The sequence below is a fragment of the Bradyrhizobium sp. 138 genome, assembly GCF_023074075.1.
Classification (GTDB): Bacteria; Pseudomonadota; Alphaproteobacteria; order Rhizobiales; family Xanthobacteraceae; genus Bradyrhizobium.
This window is the reverse complement of sequence record NZ_JADPKT010000002.1, coordinates 127,749-151,698: the sequence shown is the minus strand read 5'-3', so window position 1 is coordinate 151,698 and position 23,950 is coordinate 127,749. Positions and strand designations below refer to the sequence as shown.

The window sequence follows — 23,950 nt, the reverse complement described above, 5'->3', positions numbered from 1 at the left end:
GTGCGATCGAGCTTGATCATCTTGGTCCTCCGAGGCTGGGTGGTTGGCAATCCAATCCTAACCTCTTGACCACCCGCCGCCCCATAGGATCTGAGGCGCTAGTTCTGCGCCCTTTCGCAGAACGAGCCAAGGATGAACGGCCCCGCTGCTTCCCTGGCGGTCCTCGCAGCAATAGTCGGGCCGTCGCCCTTCGAGGGCCGCTGAAAAAGAGGCCGCCTCAGGGTGACGGTCAGGGATTCTCGAATCGGCTACTTCCCCGTGAACACCGCTTTCCGCTTCTCGATGAACGCCTGCACCGCCTCCTTGTGATCGGCGGTGGTGGTGAGGCGAATCAGCCGTTCGGCCTCGTGGTCGCGCGCCGTCTCGAAGTCGAACAGCAGCGCCTCGTCGAGATTGTCCTTCATGTAGCGCAGCGCCAGGCGCGGGCCTTCGGCGAGCGACTTTGCCAGGGCGAAGGCTTCGGCCTGCAATTTGTCATCGGGTACGACGCGATTGACGAGGCCGATCGCCTCGCACCTGACAGCGTCAACCCGATCGCCGGTGAACATCAATTCGCGTGCCCGCGCGGTGCCGACCAGTCGCGTCAACAGCCAGGCGATGCCGTAATCGCCGCTGAGCGCGATGCGGGCATAGCCGGTGGCGACGAAAGCCGATTGCGCGGCAATACGGATGTCGCAGGCCATGGCGATGGCGAGCCCCGCGCCGGCCGCGGGGCCGGGCAGGGCGGCGATGGTCGGCTTGCGCACCGACACCAGCGCGCCGGTCAGCAGCCGCTGCCGCTCCTGCAGATCGGCGACCTTGTCCTCAAAGGGCATTTCGAGCTTCGCCTTGTCGCGATGCGCACCCATGCCCTTGACGTTGCCGCCGGCGCAAAAGGCCTCGCCCGCGCCGGTTAGCAGCAGCGCGCCGACATCGGGATTTTCGCCGCAGCTCCGGATCATCGTGCGCAGCGCCGGCGTCAAGGCATCCGACAGCGAATTGCGCGCCTCCGGCCGGTTCAGCGTGATGATCGCGACACGGTCGCGAATGACGCAGAGGAGTTCGTTGGTGCCGGTATCGATGGTGGTTTCGATGGTCATTATTCCTCCCTGCTCTCGTAGGGTGGGCAAAGCGAAGCGTGCCCACGTCTTTATGCAATTTCAGCGAGATGGTGGGCACGGCGCTTTGCGCCTTTGCCCACCCTACGGCATCTCGACTTCAAAACGTCTCCACCCAGGGCCGCAACTCCAGCTCCCAGCTCCAGGCGCTCCGCGGCTGCTGCAGCACGTTCCAATAGCTCTCTGCGATCGCGTCGGGATCGAGCATCGAATCCGGCTTGTCCGCTGGCTCGCTCCGCGTCGCGCTCTTGATGCCGCCGTCGATCACGAAATGCGCGACATGGATGCCTTGCGGCGACAGCTCGCGCGCCAGGCTCTGTGCGAGCCCACGCAACGCGAACTTGCCCATCGCGAACGACGCCGATTGCGCATAGCCTTTGACGCTGGCGGAGGCGCCGGTGAACAGGATCGCGCCGTGCTTGTTCGGCAGCATGCGCTTGGCCGCCTGCTGCGCCACAAGGAAGCCGCCATAGGCGCTGACCGCGATCGCCTGCGCTACATCGGCCGGAACGAGATCCACGACCGGGCCGCGGGCGCGGCCGCTGGCGTTGTAGACGACGAGGTCGGGCATGCCGATCTCGCGCTCGACGAGGCCAAACAGGCGTTCGACCTCGTCAGGTTCGGTGGCGTTGCAGGCATAGGCTTTCGCCCCAGTCTCAGTGCAGAGCGCGCCAAGCTTCTCGATCTTTCGGGCGGCCAGCGCAACGCGAATGCCTTGGGCGGCGAGCAAGCGCGCCAGCGAGGCGCTCAGGCCTTCGCCGGCGCCGACGATGAGGGCGATCTTGTACTTTGGGTGTTCCATGGCGTGATCTCTTGGGACTGGGAGCCGTTGATCTATGCATGCCTACCCGAACAACCAGCCGGGGCAGTCACAATTCCGCAGGGCGAATTGCTCCATCATTGCGATCATGCCTCCCTGACAATTTGCGGCTTTATCGCTCTCCGCGACGGGAGCATGATCGACATCATTCAACGCGGCAAGCGATAAGAATTGCCGTCGGACGGAAACGACAGAGGGCCATCATGCAAAAGCCGGTCACAGCACAGCCGAAAAACGTCGCGGCCGAGCAACCCGGCCTGCTGGCGCCCGATACGTCAGGCATGAATTTCTACCGCGCCGATCCCGCCCTCACCGACCTCTTGCGCATCCATCTGCCGGATACGCTATTCCGTCACATCGAGCCCCATCTCGATCGCCTCGGCGAACTCGCCGGTGGCCGTCTCGATGAGTGCGCGCGGCTCGCCGATCGGCACACGCCCATTCTGCACCAGCGCGACAAGTTCGGCCGCGACGTGCAGTGGATCGAATATCACCCGGCCTATCGCGAGCTGGAGAACGCCGCGTTCGGCGAGTTCGGCATCCATGCGCTCTCGCTCCGGAAGGGCATCATGGGCTGGCCGGACAAATATCCGGTCGTGGCCAAGCACGCCTTCACGTTCCTGTTCAATCAGACCGAATTCGGCATGGGCTGTCCGATCAACGTCACCGACGGCTGCGCCAAGCTCTTGGCGAATTTCGGCAGCGAGGCGCTCAAGACGAAATATCTGGATGGCCTGACCACGACCGACATGAGCAAGCTGACGCAAGGCGGCCAGTTCATGACCGAAAAGGAGGGCGGCTCCGACGTCGGCACGCTGACCACGCGCGCGGTGCAGGAGGGCGACCATTGGCGGCTCTACGGTGAAAAATGGTTCTGCTCGAATGCCGATGCGAAAGTCGTGATGTTGCTGGCGCGCCCCGAGGGCGCCGGTCCCGGCACGCGCGGCGTCGGCCTGTTCCTGATGCCGCGCTTTCTCGACGACCGCTCGCAGAACCACTACCGGATCGTGCGTCTCAAGGACAAGCTGGGCACGCGCTCGATGGCCTCGGGCGAGATCAAGCTCGAGGGCGCGATTGCCTACGCGGTCGGCAAGCTCGACCGCGGCTTCGTGCAGATGGCCGAGATGGTGAACTCGTCGCGGCTGTCCAACGGTGTCAAATCTACCGCGCTGATGCGCCGCGCCTATCATGATGCGATGACGGTGGCGACCAATCGCGTCGTGTTCGGCCAGCGCATCATCGACCTGCCGCTGGGACGGCGGCAGATGCTGAAGATCATGCTGCCCGTCGAACAGGCGCTGTCGATGAGCTTCCTCACTGCGGACGCGCTCGACCGCGCGGAAGCCGGCAGCCAGGAGGCGGCGGCGCTGCTGCGGATCCTCACCCCGACGCTGAAATTCCGCGCAACGCGCGATGCGCGAAAGGTCTGCGGCGATGCGCTCGAGATGCGCGGCGGCATCGGCTATGTCGAGGAGTTCGCTACGCCGCGCCTGCTGCGCGATGCCCATCTCGGCTCGGTCTGGGAGGGCACCGGCAACATCGTGGCGATCGATGCGCTCCGCCGCGCGGTCGGCCGCCATGGCGCGGAAGCCGCGCTCGCGGCCGATCTGCACACCCGGCTCGACGACAGCGCCTCCGTGCCGCAGGCCTGGCGCGACCGTTTGCGCGGTTTCGTCGATCGCGCTGTCGGCTTCGCACGCGAAGTGGCGGGCAAGGCCGAAAACGAATCCGATGCGCGGCGTGCCACCAGCCTGCTCTATCATGTCGCAAGCGCGGTCGCGCTCGCCTGGGAGGCGCACCGCATCCACCAGATGCGCGGCGATGCGCGCCGGCTGCTGTTGTCGCGGCTCGTGATCGACCACCGGGTGTCGCCGAGCGATCCGTTCCGGCTCACGGAAAATGCGACCCAAGCCAAGATCGCCGCGCTGCTGCTCGGCGATCGTGCCACAGGCATGAGCGAGGTTGGCGAACTGATTCTGGCGGCGTAGGCTGCTGCCGCGAGCGTTGTCCCTCTCTCCCATAGGGAGAGGTGCAGAGCCGACAAGCAACGAGACAAACAACAAACGAGGAAACCCCGATGAAGGCCGCCGTCCTCTATGAAGTCAACCAGCCGCTCGTCATCGAGGACATCAGCCTGCCGAAGCCGGGACCGCGCGAAGTGCTGATCCGCACGGCGGTCGCCGGGCTCTGTCATTCCGATCTGCACTTTATGGAAGGGCTCTATCCGCATCCGCTGCCAGCGGTGCTCGGCCACGAGTCCGCCGGCGTGGTCGAGCAGGTCGGCGCCGACGTCACTTACGTCAAGCCGGGCGATCACGTCGTAACCTGCCTGTCGGTGTTCTGCGGCACCTGCGACAACTGCACCACAGGCCGCACCGTGCTCTGCACCGACACCACGGTGAAGCTGCTGCCGGGCGCCTCCAACCGGATGCAATGGTCGAAGCCGGAGAAACTGCACCAGTTCCTCAATCTCTCGTCCTTTGCCGAGCAGATGCTGGTGCACGAGAACGCCATCGTGAAGATCCGCAAGGAGATGCCGCTCGACCTTGCCGCGCTGATCGGCTGCGGAGTCATCACGGGCTATGGCGCGGTGGTGAACACGGCGAAAGTGACCGCGGGCGAAACCGTGGCGGTGATCGGCTGCGGTGGCGTCGGCATGGCCGCGATCAACGGCGCGCAGATCGCCGGCGCCGGCCGCATCATCGCCATCGACACCAATCCGGCCAAGCTCCAGCTCGCGACCAAGCTGGGTGCGACCGACATCATCAATCCCGCGGATGGCGACGTCGTGAAGCAGGTGCGGGACCTCACCAATGGCGGCGTGCATCATTCCTTCGAGGTGCTTGGCCGCAAGGAGACCGCGGAGCAGGCGTTCGGCATGCTGGCCTCCGGCGGCACCGCCACCATCGTCGGCATGATTCCGTTCGGCCAGAAGATCGAGCTGCACGGCTTCGACTTCCTGCGCGAGCGCAAGATCCAGGGCTCCTCGATGGGCTCGAACCACTTTCGCGTCGACATGCCGCGGCTGGTCGATTTCTACCTGCGGGGACGGCTGCACTTGGAGGACTGGATCTCGGCCAAGCTGAAGCTAAGCGAGATCAACGAGGGCTTTGCCAACATGAAAGCCGGCAAGACGCTGCGCAGCGTGATCATGTTCGACAGCTAGCACGGCGGATGTCGGCGTCGCATTCGGCCTGAGGAGGCGGGATTTCCAGAAGGTCCCGCCCGGGGCTCGTTGCTCCCCGAAGATCAAGGTCAATGCGACGGGGCCCGACCTTCGGCCGAGGCGCAACGCGACTCCTTGACGAGCAGCAGCGTCATGAGCGTGGCAAGACCCGCGGCGAGCATATACGGAAGTGATACGTTCAAGCCGGCGCCTGCGAACAGCAAGTAGGTGAACAATCCTGCCGTCGACGCGATGAAGCCGAGCCACGCAAATCTCGGAAGGCGAAATCCACGTTCGCCGTGGCGGAGATCGAGCAGGAGATAGACCACGAGGAAGGTGTTGCAGAGCGCCGCCGGCAGCAGACCCATGACGATCCCGCTCTCGAATGCGAGATAGGATAGCACCCCATCGACTTGGGCTATTACCGCGAACGGCAGATAGCGCAGATTGATGCAGGCCAGGGCGATCGACGCAAGTTCGAACCCATAGAAATAGCGCTCGTGCACCTTCGGAAGCAGATACGGCATGAGGATGAGCGATACGCACGCGACGAGCAGGATGAACTCCGGCCCCGTCCGCTTGGATTGCGCGATGAAGATCGACAGGGCAAGCCCGGTCGCCGCCGCGAGCACGAGGCCGGCGGCAACGCCGATCGCGTACGGCGTCGCTCCAGCGAATACCCAGACGTTCGCTGCATTCATGGTGAGGCGGTGAAAGGTGTGGGCTTGGTCGAGATAGATCCCGAGCACGGACGCCAAGGATCTGCCGGCGATGAGAACCGGGATGGCCAGGATCGCATAGGCTCCCGGAATAGCGGCGAGCCATGCCAGGTGGATTTTGCGGCGCAGAATCATGCCCAACACGAACGGTCCCAGGAATACGCCCTGGGCCTTCACCGAGCAGCCGACTGCGAATGGCAGGACGCCGTTTCGGTGCCGCATGAACATCGCCACGGAAACCAGTGCGAAGAAGGTCCAGATCGAATCGGCCTGCCCCCACATTGCGCCGTTGAAGAGCACCGTCGGGGCAAGCCACACTGCGCAGAAAGCCAGGGACGCGCGTAGCGCCACGCTTGTAAATCGCCAGACCATCCGGGCCACGACGGTCGCGCAACCGAACTCGAAGAGTGCCGAGATCATCTTCACGAGGGAAAGCGGCTGGCCTAGCCCATCGAACCACGTGGCGATCAGCAGGAGGTAGCTGTAGATCGGCGTGTAGTTGGTGAAGGCCTCGGCCAGCCCGGCAATGCCGTGATCTCGCGCGAAGGTATACCAGGTGATGTACTCAGCCGCGTCCGCGGTCGCGTGCTCCCGCGCGAGGTAACGGAGCGCGATGCCTATAAGTCCGCACCCGACTGCCAGGGCAATCGGAATGCGCCATCGCTCGGGCAGCGTCTCGTCCGGATTGACGCGATGATAGGGAGCACCGAGCGCACCTCTCTCAATAGTGTCTTTGATCACGCAATCACTCATGCTGGATTTGAACGGTTCCCTGAGCCGTGACTTGCAATTTCTACGGGCGAACAATTGCCAGCTGCGTAAATGTCGGGTGTGTAGCGTGTACATCGCTCGGGAAAAGATTGTTTGGTTAGCGATTGCTTTACAGCATCGAAAATGACCTGCAGCGACGATTGGACTTCCAGCGACCGAGGAGGTTTTTCCGGCATGAAGGAGGGCAAGACGCTGCGCAGCGTGATCGTGTTTGACAGTTGAGGCTTTTACCTCCGCCGCCCATTACCGACAGAGGTAAAAATCTCACCGCGACACGTGCGCCGACACCGCCAGCCATTTGCCGTCCGTCTTCGCCCAGCAGTCGGTATAGCGTCCCCTGGCCTGCTGTCCATCCGCCGTGGTGTAGCTCGTCGCGGCATGAATGATCGCGAAGTCGCCCATGATGCGAATGATGACGTCGTGCTCATGCAAATTGCGGATCGCGATCGGGCGCGCCGTTTGCTCCAGGAAGGCTGCGCGGTCGACCAACGTCTTGTCGGGATGGGAGCAGTAGAACTCCGGCGCCAGGATTTCGTCGAAACGCTTGACGTCGCAGTTCTGCACGGAGGCGACATAGTCGCGGTTGAGTGCTGTGAGTTGATCGAGGTCGTTGCCCACGGAATTCCCTCCCTGCGCGTAGCGTGAACCTGGAATCCTCGGTTGTTTCACCCCCGTCATTGCGAGGAGCCCTTGCGACGAAGCAATCCAGAATCGTTCCGCGGTGACGGTCTGGATTGCTTCCGCCCTCGCTAAAGCTTCGGCGGACAAGTCGCTGCGCTCGCAACGACGCACGGCCAACGCTAGTCGTCAAACATCTTCGGCGGCACGAACCCGCCGAACTCGCGCTCGATCAGCTCGGCGAGCTTGAGCGGCGTGCGGTCTTCCAGCCACGGGCCGACGATCTGCACGCCGACCGGCAGGCCGTCTTTCGACAGGCCAAGCGGGACGGCCGTCGAAGGCAGGCCTGGCAACGTCGCAATGCCCGGCCAGGCGAGTTGGTCCGAATAGGGGTAATCCTTGCCGTCGATGCTGATACGCCGCAGGCTCTGGTCCGGCAAATGGTCATGCGGAAAGGCCGGCGTCGGCATGATCGGGCAGATCACCGCGTCGAATCTCCCAAACAGCGCGCGCCATTGCGCACGCAGGACGGCGCGGGCGCCGGCGTCGAGCACCCAGGCGCGGTGGCTCGCAGTGATGCCGCGCAATCGTTCCGCACCGAGGCTGCGATCTTCAGGGGAAAGCTGGCTCGCCCCGGCTCGCGCATCCGCAAGCTCCTCCGGCGGGAAGAATGCGCCGAGAAAGCTCAGCAGCATGCGCATGTAGAGCCGCGACGTCTCCGCGAAGTCCGGGAGCTGGCCACTTTCGCGCGCGATCCTCACGCCGGCCTTCGACAGATCGGTCGCGAGCCGGTCGATCGCGCCGCGGACGTCCCGGTCGGTCGGCAGCAGCGGGTGGCTGTCGATCACCAGGACACGAAAATCCCGCAACGATTGATGCCGTGCGACCGGCAAGTCGAGCTTGTAGGCGACACCGGCGTCCAGCGGATCCGGTCCGGCCATGACGTCGAGCAGCAGGGAGAGATCTGCTGCCGTTCGCGCCATCGGACCGATGACGGCGAGGTCGCCCTCGCGCGGAATGGCCGGAAATGGCGGCGGGGTCTCGCCGCGCGCCGGACAGAGATTGAGGGTCGGCTTATGGGCGAAGATGCCGCAATGAAAGGCCGGCACACGCAGGGAGCCGCCGATGTCGGAGCCGGTGGCGAGCGCGCAATAGCCCGCGGCGAGGGCTGCCGACGATCCTCCGGAGGATCCGCCCGGTGTGCGGCCGAGATCATAGGGGTTGTTCGTGGTGCCGTAGATCTCGTTGTAGCTCTGCCAGTCGCCGAGGCCTACCGGCACGTTGGTCTTGCCGAGGATCACGCCGCCGGCCTGTTTGATGCGTGTCACCGCCAGCGCGTCTTCGGCGGGCCTGAAATCCTTCTGCGGCACGAATCCCCAGGTCGTCGGCAGGCCGGCAATGTTGAAGGATTCCTTGATCGTCACGGGCAGGCCGAGCAGCGGCTTGCGCTCGCCGCGGGCCAAGGCGGCGTCCGCCTCGTGCGCGGCGCCGAGCGCGCGATCGAAATCCCGCACGCAGATCGCGTTGATCTTGCCGTCGTGACGCTCGATACGGGCGATCGCATCCTGCGCGAGCTCGACCGCGGAGACCTTCTTCGCGCTCAGTGCCGCCGACAGCTCGACCGCGCTCTTGAAACTCCATTCCGATTTGACCACGGCGCGTCTCCCGCTCTGGTTGTCAGGTGATGATGCGCAGTTTAGCCGAATGCCGCAACCGTTGTTTGATCGCGATTGATATGACGCCGAGGGCGAAGCTGCTACGCCGCCCCGATCAATACGCCCACCGCCAGCACGATGGCGCCGCCGAGCACGATCTGGAACACCGCCTGAAGGAACGGCGTGTCCATGTAGCGCGAGCGGATGAAGGCGATCGCCCACAATTCGAAGAACACCACGACGCAGGCGATTCCCGTTGCGATCCAGAACGCATTAGGCCAGCTATCCGGCACGAGATAGGGCGCGGTGTGGCCGAGCCCTCCGAGCGTCGTCATCGCGCCGCAAGTGACGCCGCGCAGCCAGGGCGAGCCGCGGCCCGTCAGCGAGCCGTCGTCGGACAGTGCCTCCGCAAAGCCCATGCTGATGCCGGCGCCGATCGAGGCGGCGAGGCCGACGAGGAACGTCTGCCAGTTCTGGTGGGTGGCGAAGGCCGCCGCAAACAGCGGCGCCAGCGTCGAGACCGAGCCGTCCATCAGGCCTGCGAGGCCCGGCTGCACATATTGCAGCACGAATATGCGGCGGTTGGTGCGATCCTCTTCGGCGCGGACGTCGGAACTCAGGATCTCGCCCGTCAGTTTTGCGGCGGTTTCTTCGTGACCTTTCTCGGCTTCGGCGAGATCGCCGAGGAGGCGGCGCACGCCGACGTCCTGGGCCTGTTCGGCGGCCTTCACGTAGAAGCGCTCCGCCTGCATCTCCATGGTCTCGACTTCTCTGCGGATGGCATCGAGCGATAGGTTCTTGGTGAGCCAGACCGGGCGGCGGCGCAGGAATCCCTTGACGTCCTCGCGGCGGATTGGCGGCAGATGCGGGCCGAAGCGCTGCTCATACAATTCCAGCAACATGTGCCGGTGGCCGCGCTCCTCCTCGGCCATCTGCTCGAACAGCTTGGCCGAGTCCGGATAGCGCTCCTTCAGGTCCTCGGCGAAGGTCATGTAGATGCGGCTGTCTTCCTCCTCCGAGGAGATCGCGACCGCAAGCACCTCGCGCTCGGTCAGATCGGCAAAAGTCTTCACGGCAGCCCTGTCTCGATCGTTTAGAATTATTCTAAACTATATAGGGCGGCGGAGTTCCCGGGTCAAATCAGGCGGTGCGGGTCTGGGCGAGGAAGTCCAACAGCATTCGGCTCACCTCCGCGGGCTGCTCCTGCTGGACCCAATGGCCGGCGCCGTCGATGAGATGGCAGCCGAGCATCTGCGTGCATGCGCGCGCCTGCATCGCCTCGAACACGCCCGGACGCTGGTAAGTGCCCCAATCCTGCCTGCCCGAGATGAAGCAGGAGGGTACGTCGATGCTGCGGCCGGCGAACAATTGCAGTTCGGCGTTGAAAGCGCCTGACGTGCCGCAGCGATACCATTGCAGGCCGCCCTGGAATCCGGTGCGGCCATATTCGGCGGCGTAATAGGCGAGCTCGCCGTCCGGCAGCCATCCGTTGGCGGCGATCGCGGCTGTCGATGGCATTTCCTTGGCGACCGTCTGCGCCATCGTCTCGTTCAGATCCATCACATAGTAGGTCGGCAGCTTCGCCAGTTCGTTCGCCGACCACGATGCCAGCGGAGTGGGCTTGTTGTCGGCCCAGTCCGCGCTCTTGTGATGATAATAGGCGCGCAGGAAATCATGCACGCCCTGCGGCGCGTGCTGCATGTCGGCGTTCGCTGCGCGCGTCGAGTAGTACCATTGATAGTGCTTTCGCGGCCGCGGCAGCGCGGCGAGCTCGCGATGGACGGGGTCTTCGGCCGCAGGCTTGGCCGGTGCACCCGCGGTGCCAAACGGCAGCGGCGGTGGTCCGCCGAACGGCGCGCTCATCATCGTCACCGAACGAAACACGTCGGGCCTGATCAGCGCGCACCAGGCCGCGACCGGGCTGCCGAAATCATGTCCGACCACATCAACTTGCCTGTAACCGAACGCCGACACCAAAGCGAGCGCATCGCGCACCAGGTTGAAGAGCGAGAACGGCGCGAGATCGCCGTCGTAGTCTGCGCTCCATCCCGTGGTGCGGCCATAGCCGCGTTGGTCCGGCGCGATCACGTGATAGCCCGCGTTGCCAAGTGCCGGCATCACCTTGCGCCAGGAGAAGGCGAGCTCAGGAAAGCCGTGCAGCAGAAGGATGCAGGGCCGGCCCGGGGTCTCGAAGCCGGCCTCGAGCACTTGCATGCGCAAGCCGTTGATGCCGTCGAGGTAACGCGAGCGGATGCCGGCGGGAAGGGGGATGTCGGGGAGTGTTGTCATGGTGTTCTCCACACGGGCAGTATCGTAGGGTGGGTTAGACCCACGATTGCGTGAAGCGCAATTGCGGGGCGTAACCCACCACTTCTGTTTTCTGCAGAGACCCAAGAGGTGGGTTGTGCTCAGCGTCTGCGCTTTGCGCAGCCGCAGAGCTAACCCACCCTACGGCATCTCGTTAGACCGCCGCGCACACGAACGCGTTGCCCTTGCGCCTGATCTTCCCCACCGACGGCGAGGGGAAATGGGCCGTGCAGCACAGCGTATCGGTGTCGCAATAGCGCTCGAGAAAACCGCGGCGCGTCGTCGCCGCCTTGGCTGGATCGACGTCGAACTTGATCGACAGCTCCGGATAGAGCGTCTGCAACGGCGAGTGCATCAGGTCGCCCGAGAACACCGCGTCGTCTTTGGCGCGGCCCATGGTGATGGCGATATGGCCCGGCGTGTGACCGGGCGTCGGCAGGATGCGGACGTGGTCGCCGATCTGGTGATCGTTGCCGACGAGCTCGTGGCGTTTCGCTTCGACCACCGGCAGCACGCTGTCGGCGAAGGCCGGAATCTCCGTTTTCGCGTTCTGCGCGGACCAGTGGTCGAATTCCTGCATGGCGAACAAATAGCGCGCGTTGGGGAACGTCGGCACCCAGCGGCCGTTCTCCAGCCGCGTGTTCCAGCCGACATGGTCGACATGCAGATGCGTGCACATCACGAAGTCGATGTCATCGACCGAGAACCCGGCTGCGTTCAGCGCGCAGATAGGTCTCGTCGGTCTTCATGTTCCACTTGGGGCGTTGCGGGCGCGGCTTGTCGTTGCCGATGCAACTGTCGATCAGGATGGTGTGATGCGGTGTCTTCACCACATAGGATTGGAAGCACAGCAGCAGCACATCCTGCTCGTCCAGCGCCTTGGCCTGCCGCATCCATGCCCGGTTCTCGGTCAGCACCTCTGCCGTCAGCCCCGGCAGCATCTCCAGCGCCGGAACGAACGAAGTTTCCTGCTCGATGACGCGATGGATGGTGAGATCGCCGACCGAGAATTTGAGGCTCATGAGAAACTCCTGCTTAGGCGGCCGGCGGCACCGAGATCTTCACCGAGGGCCGCTCCAGCATCTTCTGATGGAAGGCATCGAGCTTCGGATAGGCCTTGCGCCAGCCGCAATCGGCGAAGCGGAAGTCGGCATAGCCGAGCACGCAAACGAGGCCAATCTGCGAGATGTCGAACGGCCCGTTCAGCACCTCGGGCATGTTCTCGAAGCGCGCCATGCCGGTCCAGGCCCGGTTCCAGTGATCGTCCGACCAGGCCTGCCATTGCAGGCCCTGCGGCCGTACCATTTTCTCGTAGCGGCACAGCAGCATGGAATCGAGCATGCCGTTGATCAGCGCGTGATTGGTCTTGGCCTTCCAGCGCCGCGGGCCGTAATCCGGGATCAGGCTGCCGCCGGCCATCTCGTTGAGATATTCGACGATGACATAGGAGTCCAAAATGACGTCGCCGTCATTGGTGATCAGCACCGGCAGCTTCTTCAGCGGCGTGATCTTCGAATAGTCCTCGTTGGCCGTGCCCGGCGCGACGCTCGCCGGCGTCAGCTCGATCTTATCGATCAGCCCGAGCTCGATCGCGGCGATGCGCACCTTGCGGGCGAAGGGCGAGGCGGGGGAGAAGGTGAGTTTCATTTTGGATCCTTCTGTCATTCCGGGGCGATGCGAAGCATCGAACTATGGTCCGCAGTTGCGCACCAGAGAATCTCGAGATTCCGGGTCCGGCGCTTACGCGCCGTCCCGGAATGACCAAGAGGATCGCGCCTTACGCCGCCACGATCTCCTGCCGCTGCTCGCCGAGACCCTCGATGCCGAGCGTGACGACGTCGCCGACATTGAGGAAGGTCGGCGGCTTCATGCCGAGGCCGACGCCGGGCGGGGTGCCTGTGGTGATGACGTCGCCGGGCAGCAGCGTCATGAACTGCGAGACGTAGGAAATGCACTTGGCCATGGAGAAGATCATGGTCTTGGTCGAACCGGTCTGGCGGCGCTGGCCGTTGACGTCCAGCCACATCGACAGGTTCTGCACGTCCTTGATCTCGTCCTTGGTGGCGAGCCACGGCCCGAGCGGGCCGAACGTGTCGTGCGACTTGCCCTTCGTCCACTGTCCGAGGCGCTCGATCTGGAAGGCGCGCTCGGAGACGTCGTTGCAGACGCAATACCCAGCGACGTGGTTCAGCGCGTCGGCTTCCGAGACATATTTCGCACGGGTGCCGATGATGGCAGCGATCTCGACCTCCCAGTCAAGCTTGGTCGAGCCGCGCGGCTTCTCGACCGCGTCGTTCGGCCCTGATAGCGACGTGTTGGCCTTCATGAAAATGATCGGCTCGCTCGGGATCTCGGCGCCGGTCTCCTTGGCATGGTCGGAGTAGTTGAGGCCAATCGCGACGAATTTCGAGATGCCGGTGACGGGGGCGCCGAACCGCGGCTTGCCGGAGACCGCGGGCAGCGAGGTGGGATCGAGGCCTGCCAGCTTCTTCAGGCTCTCGGGCGAATAGGCCTCGCCGGTGAGGTCCTTCACATGTGCCGACAGGTCGCGCAACTGGCCGGATTTGTCGATCAGGCCGGGCTTTTCCGCGCCCTTCTCACCATAGCGAACAAGCTTCATTTCGTTTCTCCCTGGAAATGGACCGATCGGTTGAATAGCTTCATGGAACAGGGCGGCAGGAAATTCAACCGCTCAAAGAGGAGTGCAATGCAGCCCTTACTTTGTAGGGTGGGTTAGCGCTCGTAGGATGGGCAAAGGCGCATCGCGCCGTGCCCACCACCTCTTCCTGTTGGCCCGGACAGGTGGGCACGCTTCGCTTTGCCCACCCTACGAAGCCTGCGATTGCAGCGCCACGAACCTGAACGCGTCTCCGTCCCGCTTGATATGCCCGGCCGAGAAATGCCCACCGATCACCAGCGTCGGCGTGTCGGCAAAGCGGCCGAACAGTTCGCGCCGTGTTGCGGCCGACTGGGCCTGGTCCGAATCCGCCGTCGAGGACCAGTCGAGACGCGCCATCTGGCAGGGGTGATGGGCGACGTCGCCGGTGAGCAGGCCCTGTTCGCCGTCCGATCGGATGAGAATGCTCATATGGCCGGGACTGTGGCCCGGCGTCGGGATCATGCTGATCTCCTCGCAGAGCCGGTGGTCGCTCGGGATCAGATCGGCCCTGCCGGCATCGACGATCGGCTTCACCGAATCGTCAAACACGGCCCGCTTGTCCGGCTCGGTCGAGTGGTCGCGCCAATGCTCGTATTCGGTCTTGCCGAACACGTAGCGCGCCTTGGGAAAGGTCGGCGCCCATTGGCCGTCGACCAGCTTCGTATTCCAGCCGACATGATCGACATGAAGATGCGTGCACAGCACCGTGTCGATGCTGTCGGGTGCAAAGCCTGCCGCCATCATCGTCGCCAGGAACGGCGTGGTGCGGTTGTTCCAGGTCGGCACGTTGCGGCCCTGCTTGTCGTTGCCAAGGCCGGTGTCGACCACGATGCGTCGCGAAGGCGTCTCCACCACCAGTGAATGGATCGACATTTTCAGCCGGCCCTCTTCGGTGGCGAAATGCGGGATCAGCCAGGGCAGCTTCTGGATCTCTGCATTGCCCGCGAGCGGCAGGATGAAACGGGTCGAGCCGACCGTCTCCAATTCCACCACTTTGGTGACTTTGACCTGGCCGACCTTCCACTGCATCCCGCGCCTTCCCATGTTCTTTTTTCGTGCCGAAACATGCGGTTTTCCGTCCTCAAGTGCAATGGATCATCTGACGCGATGCGGCGTTATCGCGGGAACTGGAGGAGGAGCCATGCCAGAGCTTGCGATTTCTACGGAGAAGGTCGCCTTCATCATCGCGAAGGCGCGGGAATTCGACGTCAAGGAGGCGGCTTCCGATCCGGATTCCGGCTCGAACGCTGCCGACGACGATATGATCGACGTCCTCGACGACGATGGCTCTGATCCCGTCGTCAACGAGCTCGGCAGCTTCATGATCGCTTTGAACGAGGACGAGCAGGTCGATCTCGTCACGCTGACCTGGCTCGGTCGCGGCGACGGCACGATCGACGATTGGAACGATTTGCGCGCACGCGCGGCCGAGGCGCGCACCGAGTATCGCAGCCCGCGCCGCGAAACGGTGCACTATCTGATTGGCGAGCCGATGCTGGGCGATCTGCTTGCGGGCGGGCTCGACGAGCTCGGCATCGACTGGACCGACGAGCGCACGACGGCCGACTCGTCTGCTCCGAGTCAGCAGGACGAAGACGAGCCGACGAAGCAGCGGTGATCTTGCCAAATGCTCTCTCCCCGCAGGACGGGGAGAGAGCGAAGGACGTTACAGCGTCCCCGGGAATGCGCCACCATCGAGCAGGATGTTCTGCCCGGTGATGAAGCCGGCCTTGGCGCCGCACAGGAAGGCGCAGGCATAGCCGAACTCGTCGGGCTGGCCGAAACGGCCGGCGGGGTTGAGCTTGGCACGCTCGGTCAGGATCTGCTCCGCTGAGACGCCGCGCTTGTCGGCCTCGGCCTTGGCGGTGCCGGTGAGACGATCGGTCTCGAACGGGCCCGGCAAGAGGCCATTGATGGTGACGTTGTTGATCACCGTCTTGCGTGACAGGCCGGCGATGAAGCCGGTGAGGCCGGCGCGGGCGCCATTGGAGAGGCCGAGGATGTCGATCGGCGCCTTCACCGCGGCCGAGGTGATGTTGACGATCCGGCCGAACTTGCGCGCCATCATGCCGTCCACGGTCGACTTGATCAGCTCGATCGGGGTGAGCATGTTGGCGTCGATCGCCTTGATCCAGTCGTCGCGGGTCCAGTTGCGGAAATCGCCGGGCGGCGGGCCGCCGGCATTGTTGATCAGGATGTCGGGCTCGGGACACGCCTTCAGCACGGCTTCGCGGCCCGCCGGCGTCGTGATGTCGCCGACGATCTCGGTGACCGTCACATCAGGATAGGCTTTGCGGATGTCGTCGGCCGTCTTCTTCAGAGCCTCGGCGCCGCGCGCAGTCAGCGTGACGTGAACGCCGGCTTCCGCCAGCGAGATGGCGCAGGCACGGCCGAGGCCCTTGCTGGATGCGCAGACGATGGCGCGGCGACCTTTGATCCCAAGATCCACTGTTTCACTCCCGAAAATAGCAGGCAGGTTTTGGATGGCGGCACTCTAGCCAATCGTGGCGCCGCTGATAAGGGACGGGCTCGCATCAAAATGCATGCACGCTCGCGCGGCGATGCAAAAGCGCCTGATCAGATCCGCCGCTCCTGCCTGAGGCGGTCGATCGCGGAGGCCGCTTCCGGCGGCAGCGACTTGAAGCCCATCTGCCCTGCCGTCGAGAGCAGCGGCCGCAGATGCGAGCCGGCGAGAAACGGCGGCTGGCGGTTGGCCGGCACGATCTGGTCGAACACCAGCACCAACGTGGTGGCGATGAGACCGACCCTGATGGCGCCGAGCGCGGCGCCGCCGAGCCGGTCGCCGATGCCGGCCTCGCCGATGGTGTCGTTCAGCGCGATGCGGCCGATATGCCCGAACAGCATGCCGACCACGACGAAGATGCCGAACAGCCAGATCCAGTTCTGCAGCAGCGGTGAATTCGGGTTGCCTGCAATCTGCGGCGCAATCAGCGGCATCAGTGCGACCGCGATCGGTGCGGCGACAAGATAGGCGAGGATGGTCATGGCGCTGCGCAGCAGGCCGGTCCTGAAACCGAAGCCGACCGCGATGGCGAGCGCGGCATAGACTGCGAGATCGAAACTGTTCATGAGCAAAACCCTGCCGCGATGGAACGAATGAACGCCGGACCGATCGTTCCGGTTTCAGATCGATAAAATCGTCTGTATTGGTGGCTCCAAAAGCTCAGGGTACTTCAAGGAAATCGTCTGTCAGACCTATTCAACGTCCGTAAAGAAACTATCCTCGCAGTGGCGTGATTTGCTGCGGGCCTCGAAAGCGTCGGGTTGCATGACGGGAGGGTGGTGGGGACGACAGCGGAGAATGCGACGGCGGCGCGACCCTACCTGCTCTCCGCTCTGATCATATCCGCCGCCTTCTCCCCGATCATGATCGTCGGCGCATTGGTGTTGCCGCCGATCAACGTCGGCATGATGGAAGCGTCGACGACGCGCAAGGCTTCAACCCCATGCACCTTCAGCGCGGGATCGACCACGGCCATCGCATCCGTTCCCATCTTGCAGGTGCCGACCGGGTGATAGACGGTGTCGACGCGCTCGCGCAGGATGGCGCGGATGTCGTCGTCGGTTTTCACGTTCGCCGTGAACATGTTCTTCTTTTGCAACGCGCGCAGTGCAGGCGTCTCCATCAGCCGCCGCGTGGTCTTGAAGCCGGCGACCAGGGTATCGAGATCCTCCTCCTCGCCCAGAAAGTTCGGATCGATCATCGGCGCCGCGAGCGGATCGGCGCTTTTCAGCCAGACGCTGCCGCGGCTCTTCGGTCTGAGCAGGCAGACATGGCATGAGAATCCCGCCTGCTTATGCTTCTTGCGGCCATGGTCGTCGAGCATCGCGATGACGAAGTGCAGCTGGATGTCGGGCACGTCGAGGTGAGCCTGCGTCTTCAGGAAACCGCCACATTCGGCGAAATTGGTGGTCATCAGGCCGCGACGCTCGCGGCGGTACCGCTGCACGGCGCGGAGCAGGGATGGCAACCGGCTGATCGACGAGTGCACGAAGTGCGGATAGTCGGAGGCGTAGACGAACACGAAATCCGGATGATCCTGCAGATTGCGTCCGACGCCCGGCAAATGATGCACGACGCCAAGGCCGCGCGAACGAAGCGCATCGCCTTCGCCTATGCCCGACAGCATCAGCAGTTGCGGTGACTGGAAGGCGCCGGCGGCAAGGATCACCTCGCGGCGAGCGAGCAGCTGCTTCGTCTGCTTGCCCTGCAAATATTCGATGCCGACCGCGCGGCGGTCCTCGAACAGGATCTTCGTGGCGTGCGCGCCCGTCTCGACACGCAGGTTCGTGCGCTTGCCCTTGTGGGGATCAAGATAGGCGCGCGCCGCACTCCAGCGCTCGCCATTGTGCTGCGTCACCTGGTAGCTGCCGAGCCCCTCGTGGTCCTCCTCATTGAAGTCGTCGCGGATACGGAACTGCGCCTCGCGCGCGGCCTGATGGAAGATGTCATGGATCGGATTGCCCGAGCGTAGCCTGTTGACGTGCAGGGGGCCGCCCTTGCCATGATGCGCGCCGTCGAAATCGATGTTGTTCTCGGAGCGCTTGAAATAGGGCAGTACGTCGGCATACGACCAGCCGGTATTGCCGAGCGCAGCCCAGTGATCGTAGTCCGATTTGTGGCCGCGGATGTAGACCATGGCGTTGATCGCCGAGGAGCCGCCGAGGCCCTTGCCGCGCGGCTGATAACCGATGCGGCCGTTCAATCCCTTCTGCGGCACGGTATCGAAGGCCCAGTTGGCCGCGCTGTATGGCAAAGCGAGCCCGAACGGCGTGGTGATTCGCCAATTGTCGTTCCGTCCGCCCGCATCGAGCAGCGCGACGGATGTCCCCGCATCCTCCGACAGCCGCCCCGCGACGGTGCAGCCACCGGAGCCCGCGCCCACGACGACGAAATCGAATGTGTCGGTCACTTATTCCCCCTGCATTTTCTTTTCGTCATTGCGGGCGCAGCGAAGCAATCCAAAATCCCTCCGGTTGCGCCCCGCGGCCTCCGCGACCAGCCGCCCGACCGGGGTCGAGCCAGTGAACACGAGGTGGTCGAACGGCAGGCGCGCAAAGGCCTCAGCGATCTCTTCTTCGACGCCGGTGACCAGCACTTCCGTGCTGTCGAACCTCGCAGCGACCGTCTCCTTCAGCAGCGCTGAAAAATGCGGCGTCAGCTCGCTCGGCTTGATGAGGACGCGATTGCCGGCGGCGAGCGCGCCGATCGCAGGCGCGAGCGTGAGCTGGAGCGGATAATTCCACGGCGCGATGATGCCGACCACGCCGAGCGGCTGCGGCATCAGCCGGTTGCGGGCGGGGAGGAATTGCAGCGCGGTCGCGACCCGCTGCGGCGCCATCCAGCCCTTCAGGTGTTTGGTGGCATGGCGGATCTCGGAGAACAGCAGCATGGTCTCGGCGATGGTGGTCTCGACCGCCGAGCGGTGGCCGAAATCGGCCGAGATCGCCTGCCGGAAACGCTCTTCGTTGTCGGCGACAATGCTGCGCAGTCGCGCCAGCCGGTCGAGCCGCTCGGCAAGACCGGGCGCCGGCTCGTCCCGCGACCATGGCGTGGAAGGCCTGCTCCAGCGCTCCAACCGGGGCGCTCGTCAGGGATTTGTCCACGGCGTTCCTCCCTCAAGCGGCGATTCAGCCTTAATCTTGTTGCCGCAAGCTGGCCCTTTGTGGAACTTCTGGCAAGAGCGCAGGAAATCGGTCCATTCGCCTGTCATAAAGTCGAAAAAAACGTTCCCGCAGCCCTTTCCAAAGCCAGCCCGCCTTGATACATACGCCCCGCACCCGATGGGCACTGCCCGGGGTTGCCTTCCAAGGAAGCCTTTGGGACGGAAGAGGAAAGCCACGCGAACAGCGCCGGCCTCAACCGACCGTCCCGGGATCTAACTGAAGGCGCGCAAGTGTTTAACGCGGGGTGGAGCAGCCCGGTAGCTCGTCAGGCTCATAACCTGAAGGTCATAGGTTCAAATCCTATCCCCGCAACCAAATTCGGAATGACCGGTTCCGAGACGAAAATGGCCCGCATGATGCGGGCCATTTTTGTTTGGGGGGAGAGCCTCAATGCCGGCTCTCTCGAGCCGCGCCGTGCACCCCTGGCAGAGCGTGCGAGCCGCGCGACTTGGCGACAAGCGCGCCAATATAATCTTCGAGAGTGGTCCTCCCGCGTCCGAAGAGCTCCGACATGGCAAAGCCGCTATCGACGCTGACCGCGGTCATTCGCGCATAAGACTCGGCCGCTGCGGCAGAGAAGCCCAGCTTTCGATAAGCCGCAATCCATTGATCGCGCGGTAGGACCTCGACCTTCACCGGATTGCCGAGCGCCGCCGCGAAGACATCCGCTACGTCCTGCGGCGAATAGCGCTCGGGCCCTTCGACATAATGTACTTCACGATCGTAGGATGGCTCCAGTAAATGGCGCGCGGCCGCTTTGCCGAGATCGGCGGGCGCGACCATCGGGATCTTCATGTCTCCCGGAATCATTGTCGGCAACACGCCTCTCTTCGCGGCACCGAGCATTTCGTCCCAGTTGCTCATGTAGTAGGCGCCTCGCTGTATGGTCGCCGGTATCGATCGCGCGGCAAGCGCCTGCTCGAAATCGTAGAGGATATTGAGATCGCCGCAGCGCTCGCCCGGTTGGGCGCCATAAGTGGACGCCGCTACGACTTTCTCGAGACCGGATCCGTCGACTGCCGCGACGATGCTCCGAACAGTAGCGTGTCCCTCACGATCGGTGTCGGTCGAGACATCGGCGTTCGGGTTTAGCAGGAAAGCGCGGGTGCCCGTCCTGAACACCGCACGCAGGGCGTCGGTGTTGCGCACATCGACGACCGCGGTCTGTGCGCCGCGTTTGCGCCAATCGGTATCGTTGTTGCTGCTGTGAAGCACGGCCGTGACTGGCCGCCCTGCATTCAGCAACGTCGACGCCACCGCCGAGCCGACGCGGCCGTTTGCTCCGATCACGATGAACATTTCTGCTCTCCATAAGGCTGAATCGGGTAAGTATTCCGCGTCGCCCATGGTTCCGTGATCGGCCCAGTCGGATAATAGGAAGGGCGCAAATCACAATTGCCGGCGGCGCCTCGTTCCGACACCTCCTCTCAATTTTTCGGAGAGCGTTCGCAAAAGCGGTGCGGCCGCCTCGGTATCGGTGGGTGCGCATCCCCGCAACCAAGTTCAGATTTCACCGGATCCGATGCGAAGATGGCCCGCATGACGCGGGCCATCTTTGTTTTGGGTTTTGTGACCTTATAGAGGTCATCGTCTGCCACGCGACCTTTGCAGATCGGATTGCGCGGGCATGCATGATCAATGACGGCAGAAGCGCTCAGTAAGCGAGCTTTGGATACCAGTCGGTGCCGCGCCCCTCTGGTGTGGTGTCGAGGATGGTCCAGAGCGGATCGATGTCGGGCGCGCCGCGTGGGTCCTGTTGGGGGTCGGTCATCGTGGCGCCCATCTCGCCGGACCAGAAATGCCGGATCGTGCCATCGCGCTGCGTGAACACGCTGTAGCCGGGCACGTCGGCGTCCTCGGCGCTGACGTAGTCGCGCGTGTAGTCGCCGGAGATGTCAGAGAAGATCTTGTGTCGTGTCCAGCCACGCGCTTTCTTTGCCTCGATCAACCGCGTGATCGGCGACCGCGCGATGAAGACGAAGGCAATACGCTGCTCGATGTCGGGCAATTTGTGCTCCCACGTGCTCGTGAATGAGGTGCACATCGGGCATGGCGTCTGCCGCTGCGGGCCGAACATGTAGCTGTAGATCGCGAGCGTCTGCTTGCCGTCGAACAAATCGACGAAATTCGCTTTGCCATTCTCGCCTTCGAACACGTAGTTCTTCTTCACCTCGCCGCCAGGCGGCAGAGCGCGGCGCAATTCAGCGACATGCTCGATATGACGACGCAGCTCGATCTCCTCGGCCAGGAGGCTTTGTCGAGCGCGGCGGTAGTCAGTGCTTTCGTTGGGAAAATGAGCTTTGTTCGTGCGAGCGAGCTCGGAAGCAGGCTTCAGGATGGAACTATCCATGGCGTGACCTCTGGTTGGGACTTACCCGTGAAGACGTCCGGCGGCGCCTCGTTCCGACACCTCCGCTCACTTATTCGGAAAGCCTTCGCGAAAGTGGGGGGCAGCCGCCGATCCATCGCGATGGAACTTGCGGGCGCCCTGAAAAGGTTACAGCCAGCGAGGGTTGGCATCGGTGGTTGCGCCTCTCCGCAACCAGAGTCGGATTGACCGGCTCCGTTACGAATGGCCTGCGTGACAGGGGCCATTTTTGTTTTGGCGTAGCTCGAACGACACGATGTTGCGGACGGAACCCAACCTGCATCCGGGCGTCAATAGGAGCTTGCGGGGATAGGACCTGCTTCTTGATTCGCCGTCGTTCGGAAGGGACTGGCCCCATGACTTTCGAGGATTTCGAGGCCGCAGATGTTCAGGCGGAGGAGGCGCGGATTTTCATACGCAGGGGCGGTTCGGGACCGGCCGTTCTCCTGCTGCACGGATTTCCGCAGACGCATCTGATGTGGCGGGACGTTGCGCCGTTGCTCGCCGCGCAATTTACCGTGGTCTGCGCCGACCTTCGCGGATATGGGCGCAGCGCATGTCCTCCCTCAGGCCCCGACCACGCACCATATTCGAAACGTGCGATGGCAAGGGACATGGTGTCCGTCATGACGCGCCTTGGCTTCGACCGCTTCTCGGTTGCGGGCCATGATCGCGGTGGCCGTGTCGCCTATCGGCTCGCGCTCGACCATGGCGAACGCGTGGAGCGGCTCGCTGTCCTCGACGTCGTTCCGATCGCCGATGCCTGGGAGCGCGCCGACAAGAAACTGGCGGTCGGCTATTGGCCCTGGTCGTTGCTTGCGCAGCCTGAGCCTCTCCCTGAGCGGCTGTTGTCCGCAGCTCCCGACGCCGTCGTCGACAATGCCCTCCATGGCTGGGGTTCGGCAGCAACTAGCTTCAGTCCGGCGGTCCGAGCAGCCTATGTCGAGGCGTTGCGCGATGCGGCGCATGTTCACGCGATCTGCGAGGAATATCGCGCGGCGGCGACGATCGATCACGAGCACGATCTGGCGGATCGCAATTCCGGCCGACGGATTGATTGCCCAGTCCTGGTCCTCTGGAGTGGTCGCGGCCCGTTGAACGCGTGGTACGCGAGCGAGGGCGGTCCCTTGGGGTTATGGCGGACCTGGGCCGATGACGTGCAGGGAAAGCCGCTCGATGGAGGGCACTTCTTCCCCGAGGAGTTTCCGCAGCACACGGCAGACGAATTGAACCGGTTTTTCGGCAGACGCTAGAGCGCGATGCGATTAGGATGAATCGTCATCGCGCTTTAGGTTGTTGTTTGAGCATGATCTTTTCGGAAAACCGCTGCGCACTTTTCCGGATCATGCTTTAGCGGAGACCGGCCGACCGCCGTGGGCGGCTCGGCGGTTCACGAAGCGGCCGAGCAAGTTGAGGCTGCAGCAGCGTGCGCAGGATCAGCCCGTCGAGCAACGCATTCGCGGGCGAATGAGACGGCGATGACATCGGACCTTCCTCCGGCGACCCGTCGGGCTCGACCCGAGATCAGGGCTTGGGAGGCTTATGCGGACAGACCATCGTCAGATTGAGCAGCGTCGGCTTGTCCGATCCCTTCTTGTATTCCCACTCCAGCCGGATCTCGTGCCGATGGGCATAGGCATCGCTGGCCGCGTGAGTGATGATGTTGGTTTTCATCGGGATCGGCGGTTCGGAGTTGAAGCACTTCCGGACACAGGCATCGAGCAGGTCGCATCGCGTCAACGGGATGACGCCGGGCTCGTCCCTGGACAGGGGGACCGTGTTCGGCTGGGTGCTGAGGTCGACGCGGGCCCGGCCCTTCTCCTTGTGCCAGTATTTGGCGCTTCCCTGCGGCCATGTCGAAGGCGGGTTCAGGATCAGGTGGTACTGGCCGTATTCCAATGTCGGCAGGTCGATGTCTTCAGATGCCTTGAGCTTGGCGACGCTTCTCTTCATGTTCGCCAGCGGATAATAATTGCTGTTCATCAGGTCTTTAAAAGGCTTACCCGTATAGACTAACATGCCCATGTATTTTGCCCCTCAATGAGTGCTTGGCTTCCTCGGGAAATATGCAGCTTGGCGACG

20 protein-coding genes, 1 tRNA gene and 2 pseudogenes are annotated in these 23,950 nt (G+C 63.6%); 5 read left to right on the top strand and 18 right to left on the bottom strand.

All coding sequences use genetic code 11. The features are described from left to right. Window positions 1–248 precede the first annotated feature (248 nt). Together IVA79_RS01015 and IVA79_RS01010 are read right to left on the bottom strand one after the other, a co-directional pair. Window positions 249–1,079 (bottom strand): enoyl-CoA hydratase, encoded by an 831-nt coding sequence (locus IVA79_RS01015; protein ID WP_247549660.1) that lies wholly within the window; start codon window positions 1,077–1,079, stop codon window positions 249–251. A gap of 118 nt (window positions 1,080–1,197) precedes the next feature. Beyond that, the gene (locus tag IVA79_RS01010; protein ID WP_247549658.1) at window positions 1,198–1,899 is read right to left on the bottom strand and encodes an SDR family NAD(P)-dependent oxidoreductase; all 702 of its coding nucleotides are present in this window, start codon (window positions 1,897–1,899) and stop codon (window positions 1,198–1,200) included. Window positions 1,900–2,120: 221 nt separating this feature from the next. Here IVA79_RS01010 and IVA79_RS01005 point away from each other — a divergent pair, with 221 nt between their 5' ends. Then, a complete protein-coding gene (locus tag IVA79_RS01005) occupies window positions 2,121–3,905 on the top strand; it encodes an acyl-CoA dehydrogenase family protein (RefSeq protein ID WP_247549656.1) in 1,785 nt (594 codons plus the stop codon). Between the two features lie 89 nt (window positions 3,906–3,994). After that, a complete protein-coding gene (locus tag IVA79_RS01000; protein WP_247549654.1) occupies window positions 3,995–5,083 on the top strand; it encodes a Zn-dependent alcohol dehydrogenase in 1,089 nt (362 codons plus the stop codon). Window positions 5,084–5,172: 89 nt separating this feature from the next. Here the strand turns inward: IVA79_RS01000 and IVA79_RS00995 are convergent, their stop codons facing one another. The 9 genes and pseudogenes from IVA79_RS00995 to IVA79_RS00955 form a co-directional block, all read right to left on the bottom strand. Beyond that, window positions 5,173–6,543, bottom strand: coding sequence for a hypothetical protein (locus tag IVA79_RS00995; protein ID WP_247549651.1), 1,371 nt, complete (start codon window positions 6,541–6,543; stop codon window positions 5,173–5,175). A 294-nt stretch (window positions 6,544–6,837) separates the two neighbouring features. Then, a complete protein-coding gene (locus IVA79_RS00990) occupies window positions 6,838–7,191 on the bottom strand; it encodes a nuclear transport factor 2 family protein (RefSeq protein ID WP_247549672.1) in 354 nt (117 codons plus the stop codon). A 182-nt stretch (window positions 7,192–7,373) separates the two neighbouring features. After that, a complete protein-coding gene (locus IVA79_RS00985; RefSeq protein WP_247549649.1) occupies window positions 7,374–8,846 on the bottom strand; it encodes an amidase in 1,473 nt (490 codons plus the stop codon). 101 nt (window positions 8,847–8,947) lie between these two features. Then, window positions 8,948–9,919 carry an iron exporter MbfA gene (mbfA, locus tag IVA79_RS00980; RefSeq protein WP_247549647.1) on the bottom strand — a complete coding sequence of 324 codons (972 nt, stop codon included), beginning with the start codon at window positions 9,917–9,919 and terminating at the stop codon, window positions 8,948–8,950. Between the two features lie 67 nt (window positions 9,920–9,986). Further along, window positions 9,987–11,135: an alpha/beta hydrolase gene (locus IVA79_RS00975; RefSeq protein WP_276577445.1), complete on the bottom strand. Its 1,149-nt coding sequence runs from the start codon at window positions 11,133–11,135 to the stop codon at window positions 9,987–9,989. Between the two features lie 172 nt (window positions 11,136–11,307). Next, window positions 11,308–12,175: pseudogene (locus IVA79_RS00970) on the bottom strand (MBL fold metallo-hydrolase). A gap of 13 nt (window positions 12,176–12,188) precedes the next feature. Beyond that, on the bottom strand, window positions 12,189–12,800 hold the full coding sequence (locus IVA79_RS00965; protein ID WP_247549645.1) for a glutathione S-transferase family protein: 612 nt from the start codon (window positions 12,798–12,800) through the stop codon (window positions 12,189–12,191). A 130-nt stretch (window positions 12,801–12,930) separates the two neighbouring features. Beyond that, window positions 12,931–13,773: a fumarylacetoacetate hydrolase family protein gene (locus IVA79_RS00960; RefSeq protein WP_247549643.1), complete on the bottom strand. Its 843-nt coding sequence runs from the start codon at window positions 13,771–13,773 to the stop codon at window positions 12,931–12,933. 207 nt (window positions 13,774–13,980) lie between these two features. After that, window positions 13,981–14,841 (bottom strand): MBL fold metallo-hydrolase, encoded by an 861-nt coding sequence (locus IVA79_RS00955; RefSeq protein ID WP_247549633.1) that lies wholly within the window; start codon window positions 14,839–14,841, stop codon window positions 13,981–13,983. Window positions 14,842–14,953: 112 nt separating this feature from the next. On the opposite strand from IVA79_RS00955, the gene IVA79_RS00950 reads away from it, so the two are divergent. Beyond that, entirely contained in the window at window positions 14,954–15,430 is a 477-nt protein-coding gene (locus IVA79_RS00950) for a DUF3775 domain-containing protein (RefSeq protein ID WP_247549631.1), read from the top strand. Window positions 15,431–15,478: 48 nt separating this feature from the next. On the opposite strand, the gene IVA79_RS00945 is transcribed toward IVA79_RS00950, so the two are convergent. From IVA79_RS00945 to IVA79_RS00930, 4 genes and pseudogenes are all read right to left on the bottom strand, one after another. Beyond that, a complete protein-coding gene (locus IVA79_RS00945) occupies window positions 15,479–16,261 on the bottom strand; it encodes an SDR family oxidoreductase (protein WP_247549629.1) in 783 nt (260 codons plus the stop codon). A gap of 128 nt (window positions 16,262–16,389) precedes the next feature. Further along, a complete protein-coding gene (locus IVA79_RS00940) occupies window positions 16,390–16,902 on the bottom strand; it encodes a CvpA family protein (protein WP_247549627.1) in 513 nt (170 codons plus the stop codon). Between the two features lie 251 nt (window positions 16,903–17,153). Continuing rightward, a complete protein-coding gene (locus tag IVA79_RS00935) occupies window positions 17,154–18,746 on the bottom strand; it encodes a choline dehydrogenase (RefSeq protein ID WP_247549625.1) in 1,593 nt (530 codons plus the stop codon). A 63-nt stretch (window positions 18,747–18,809) separates the two neighbouring features. After that, a pseudogene (locus IVA79_RS00930) lies at window positions 18,810–19,440 on the bottom strand (aldehyde dehydrogenase family protein); the annotation flags it as partial. A 298-nt stretch (window positions 19,441–19,738) separates the two neighbouring features. Here IVA79_RS00930 and IVA79_RS00925 point away from each other — a divergent pair. Then, window positions 19,739–19,815 (top strand) — tRNA-Met (locus IVA79_RS00925). Between the two features lie 72 nt (window positions 19,816–19,887). On the opposite strand, the gene IVA79_RS00920 is transcribed toward IVA79_RS00925, so the two are convergent. Together IVA79_RS00920 and IVA79_RS00915 are read right to left on the bottom strand one after the other, a co-directional pair. Continuing rightward, a complete protein-coding gene (locus tag IVA79_RS00920) occupies window positions 19,888–20,799 on the bottom strand; it encodes an NmrA family NAD(P)-binding protein (RefSeq protein ID WP_247549623.1) in 912 nt (303 codons plus the stop codon). A 355-nt stretch (window positions 20,800–21,154) separates the two neighbouring features. Then, window positions 21,155–21,850, bottom strand: coding sequence for a DUF899 family protein (locus IVA79_RS00915; RefSeq protein ID WP_247549621.1), 696 nt, complete (start codon window positions 21,848–21,850; stop codon window positions 21,155–21,157). Between the two features lie 374 nt (window positions 21,851–22,224). Here IVA79_RS00915 and IVA79_RS00910 point away from each other — a divergent pair, with 374 nt between their 5' ends. Continuing rightward, window positions 22,225–23,121, top strand: coding sequence for an alpha/beta hydrolase (locus IVA79_RS00910; protein ID WP_247549619.1), 897 nt, complete (start codon window positions 22,225–22,227; stop codon window positions 23,119–23,121). Between the two features lie 271 nt (window positions 23,122–23,392). On the opposite strand, the gene IVA79_RS00905 is transcribed toward IVA79_RS00910, so the two are convergent. Beyond that, complete coding sequence (locus IVA79_RS00905) at window positions 23,393–23,893, bottom strand: hypothetical protein (RefSeq protein ID WP_247549617.1); 501 nt, start codon at window positions 23,891–23,893, stop codon at window positions 23,393–23,395. Window positions 23,894–23,950: the final 57 nt, after the last annotated feature.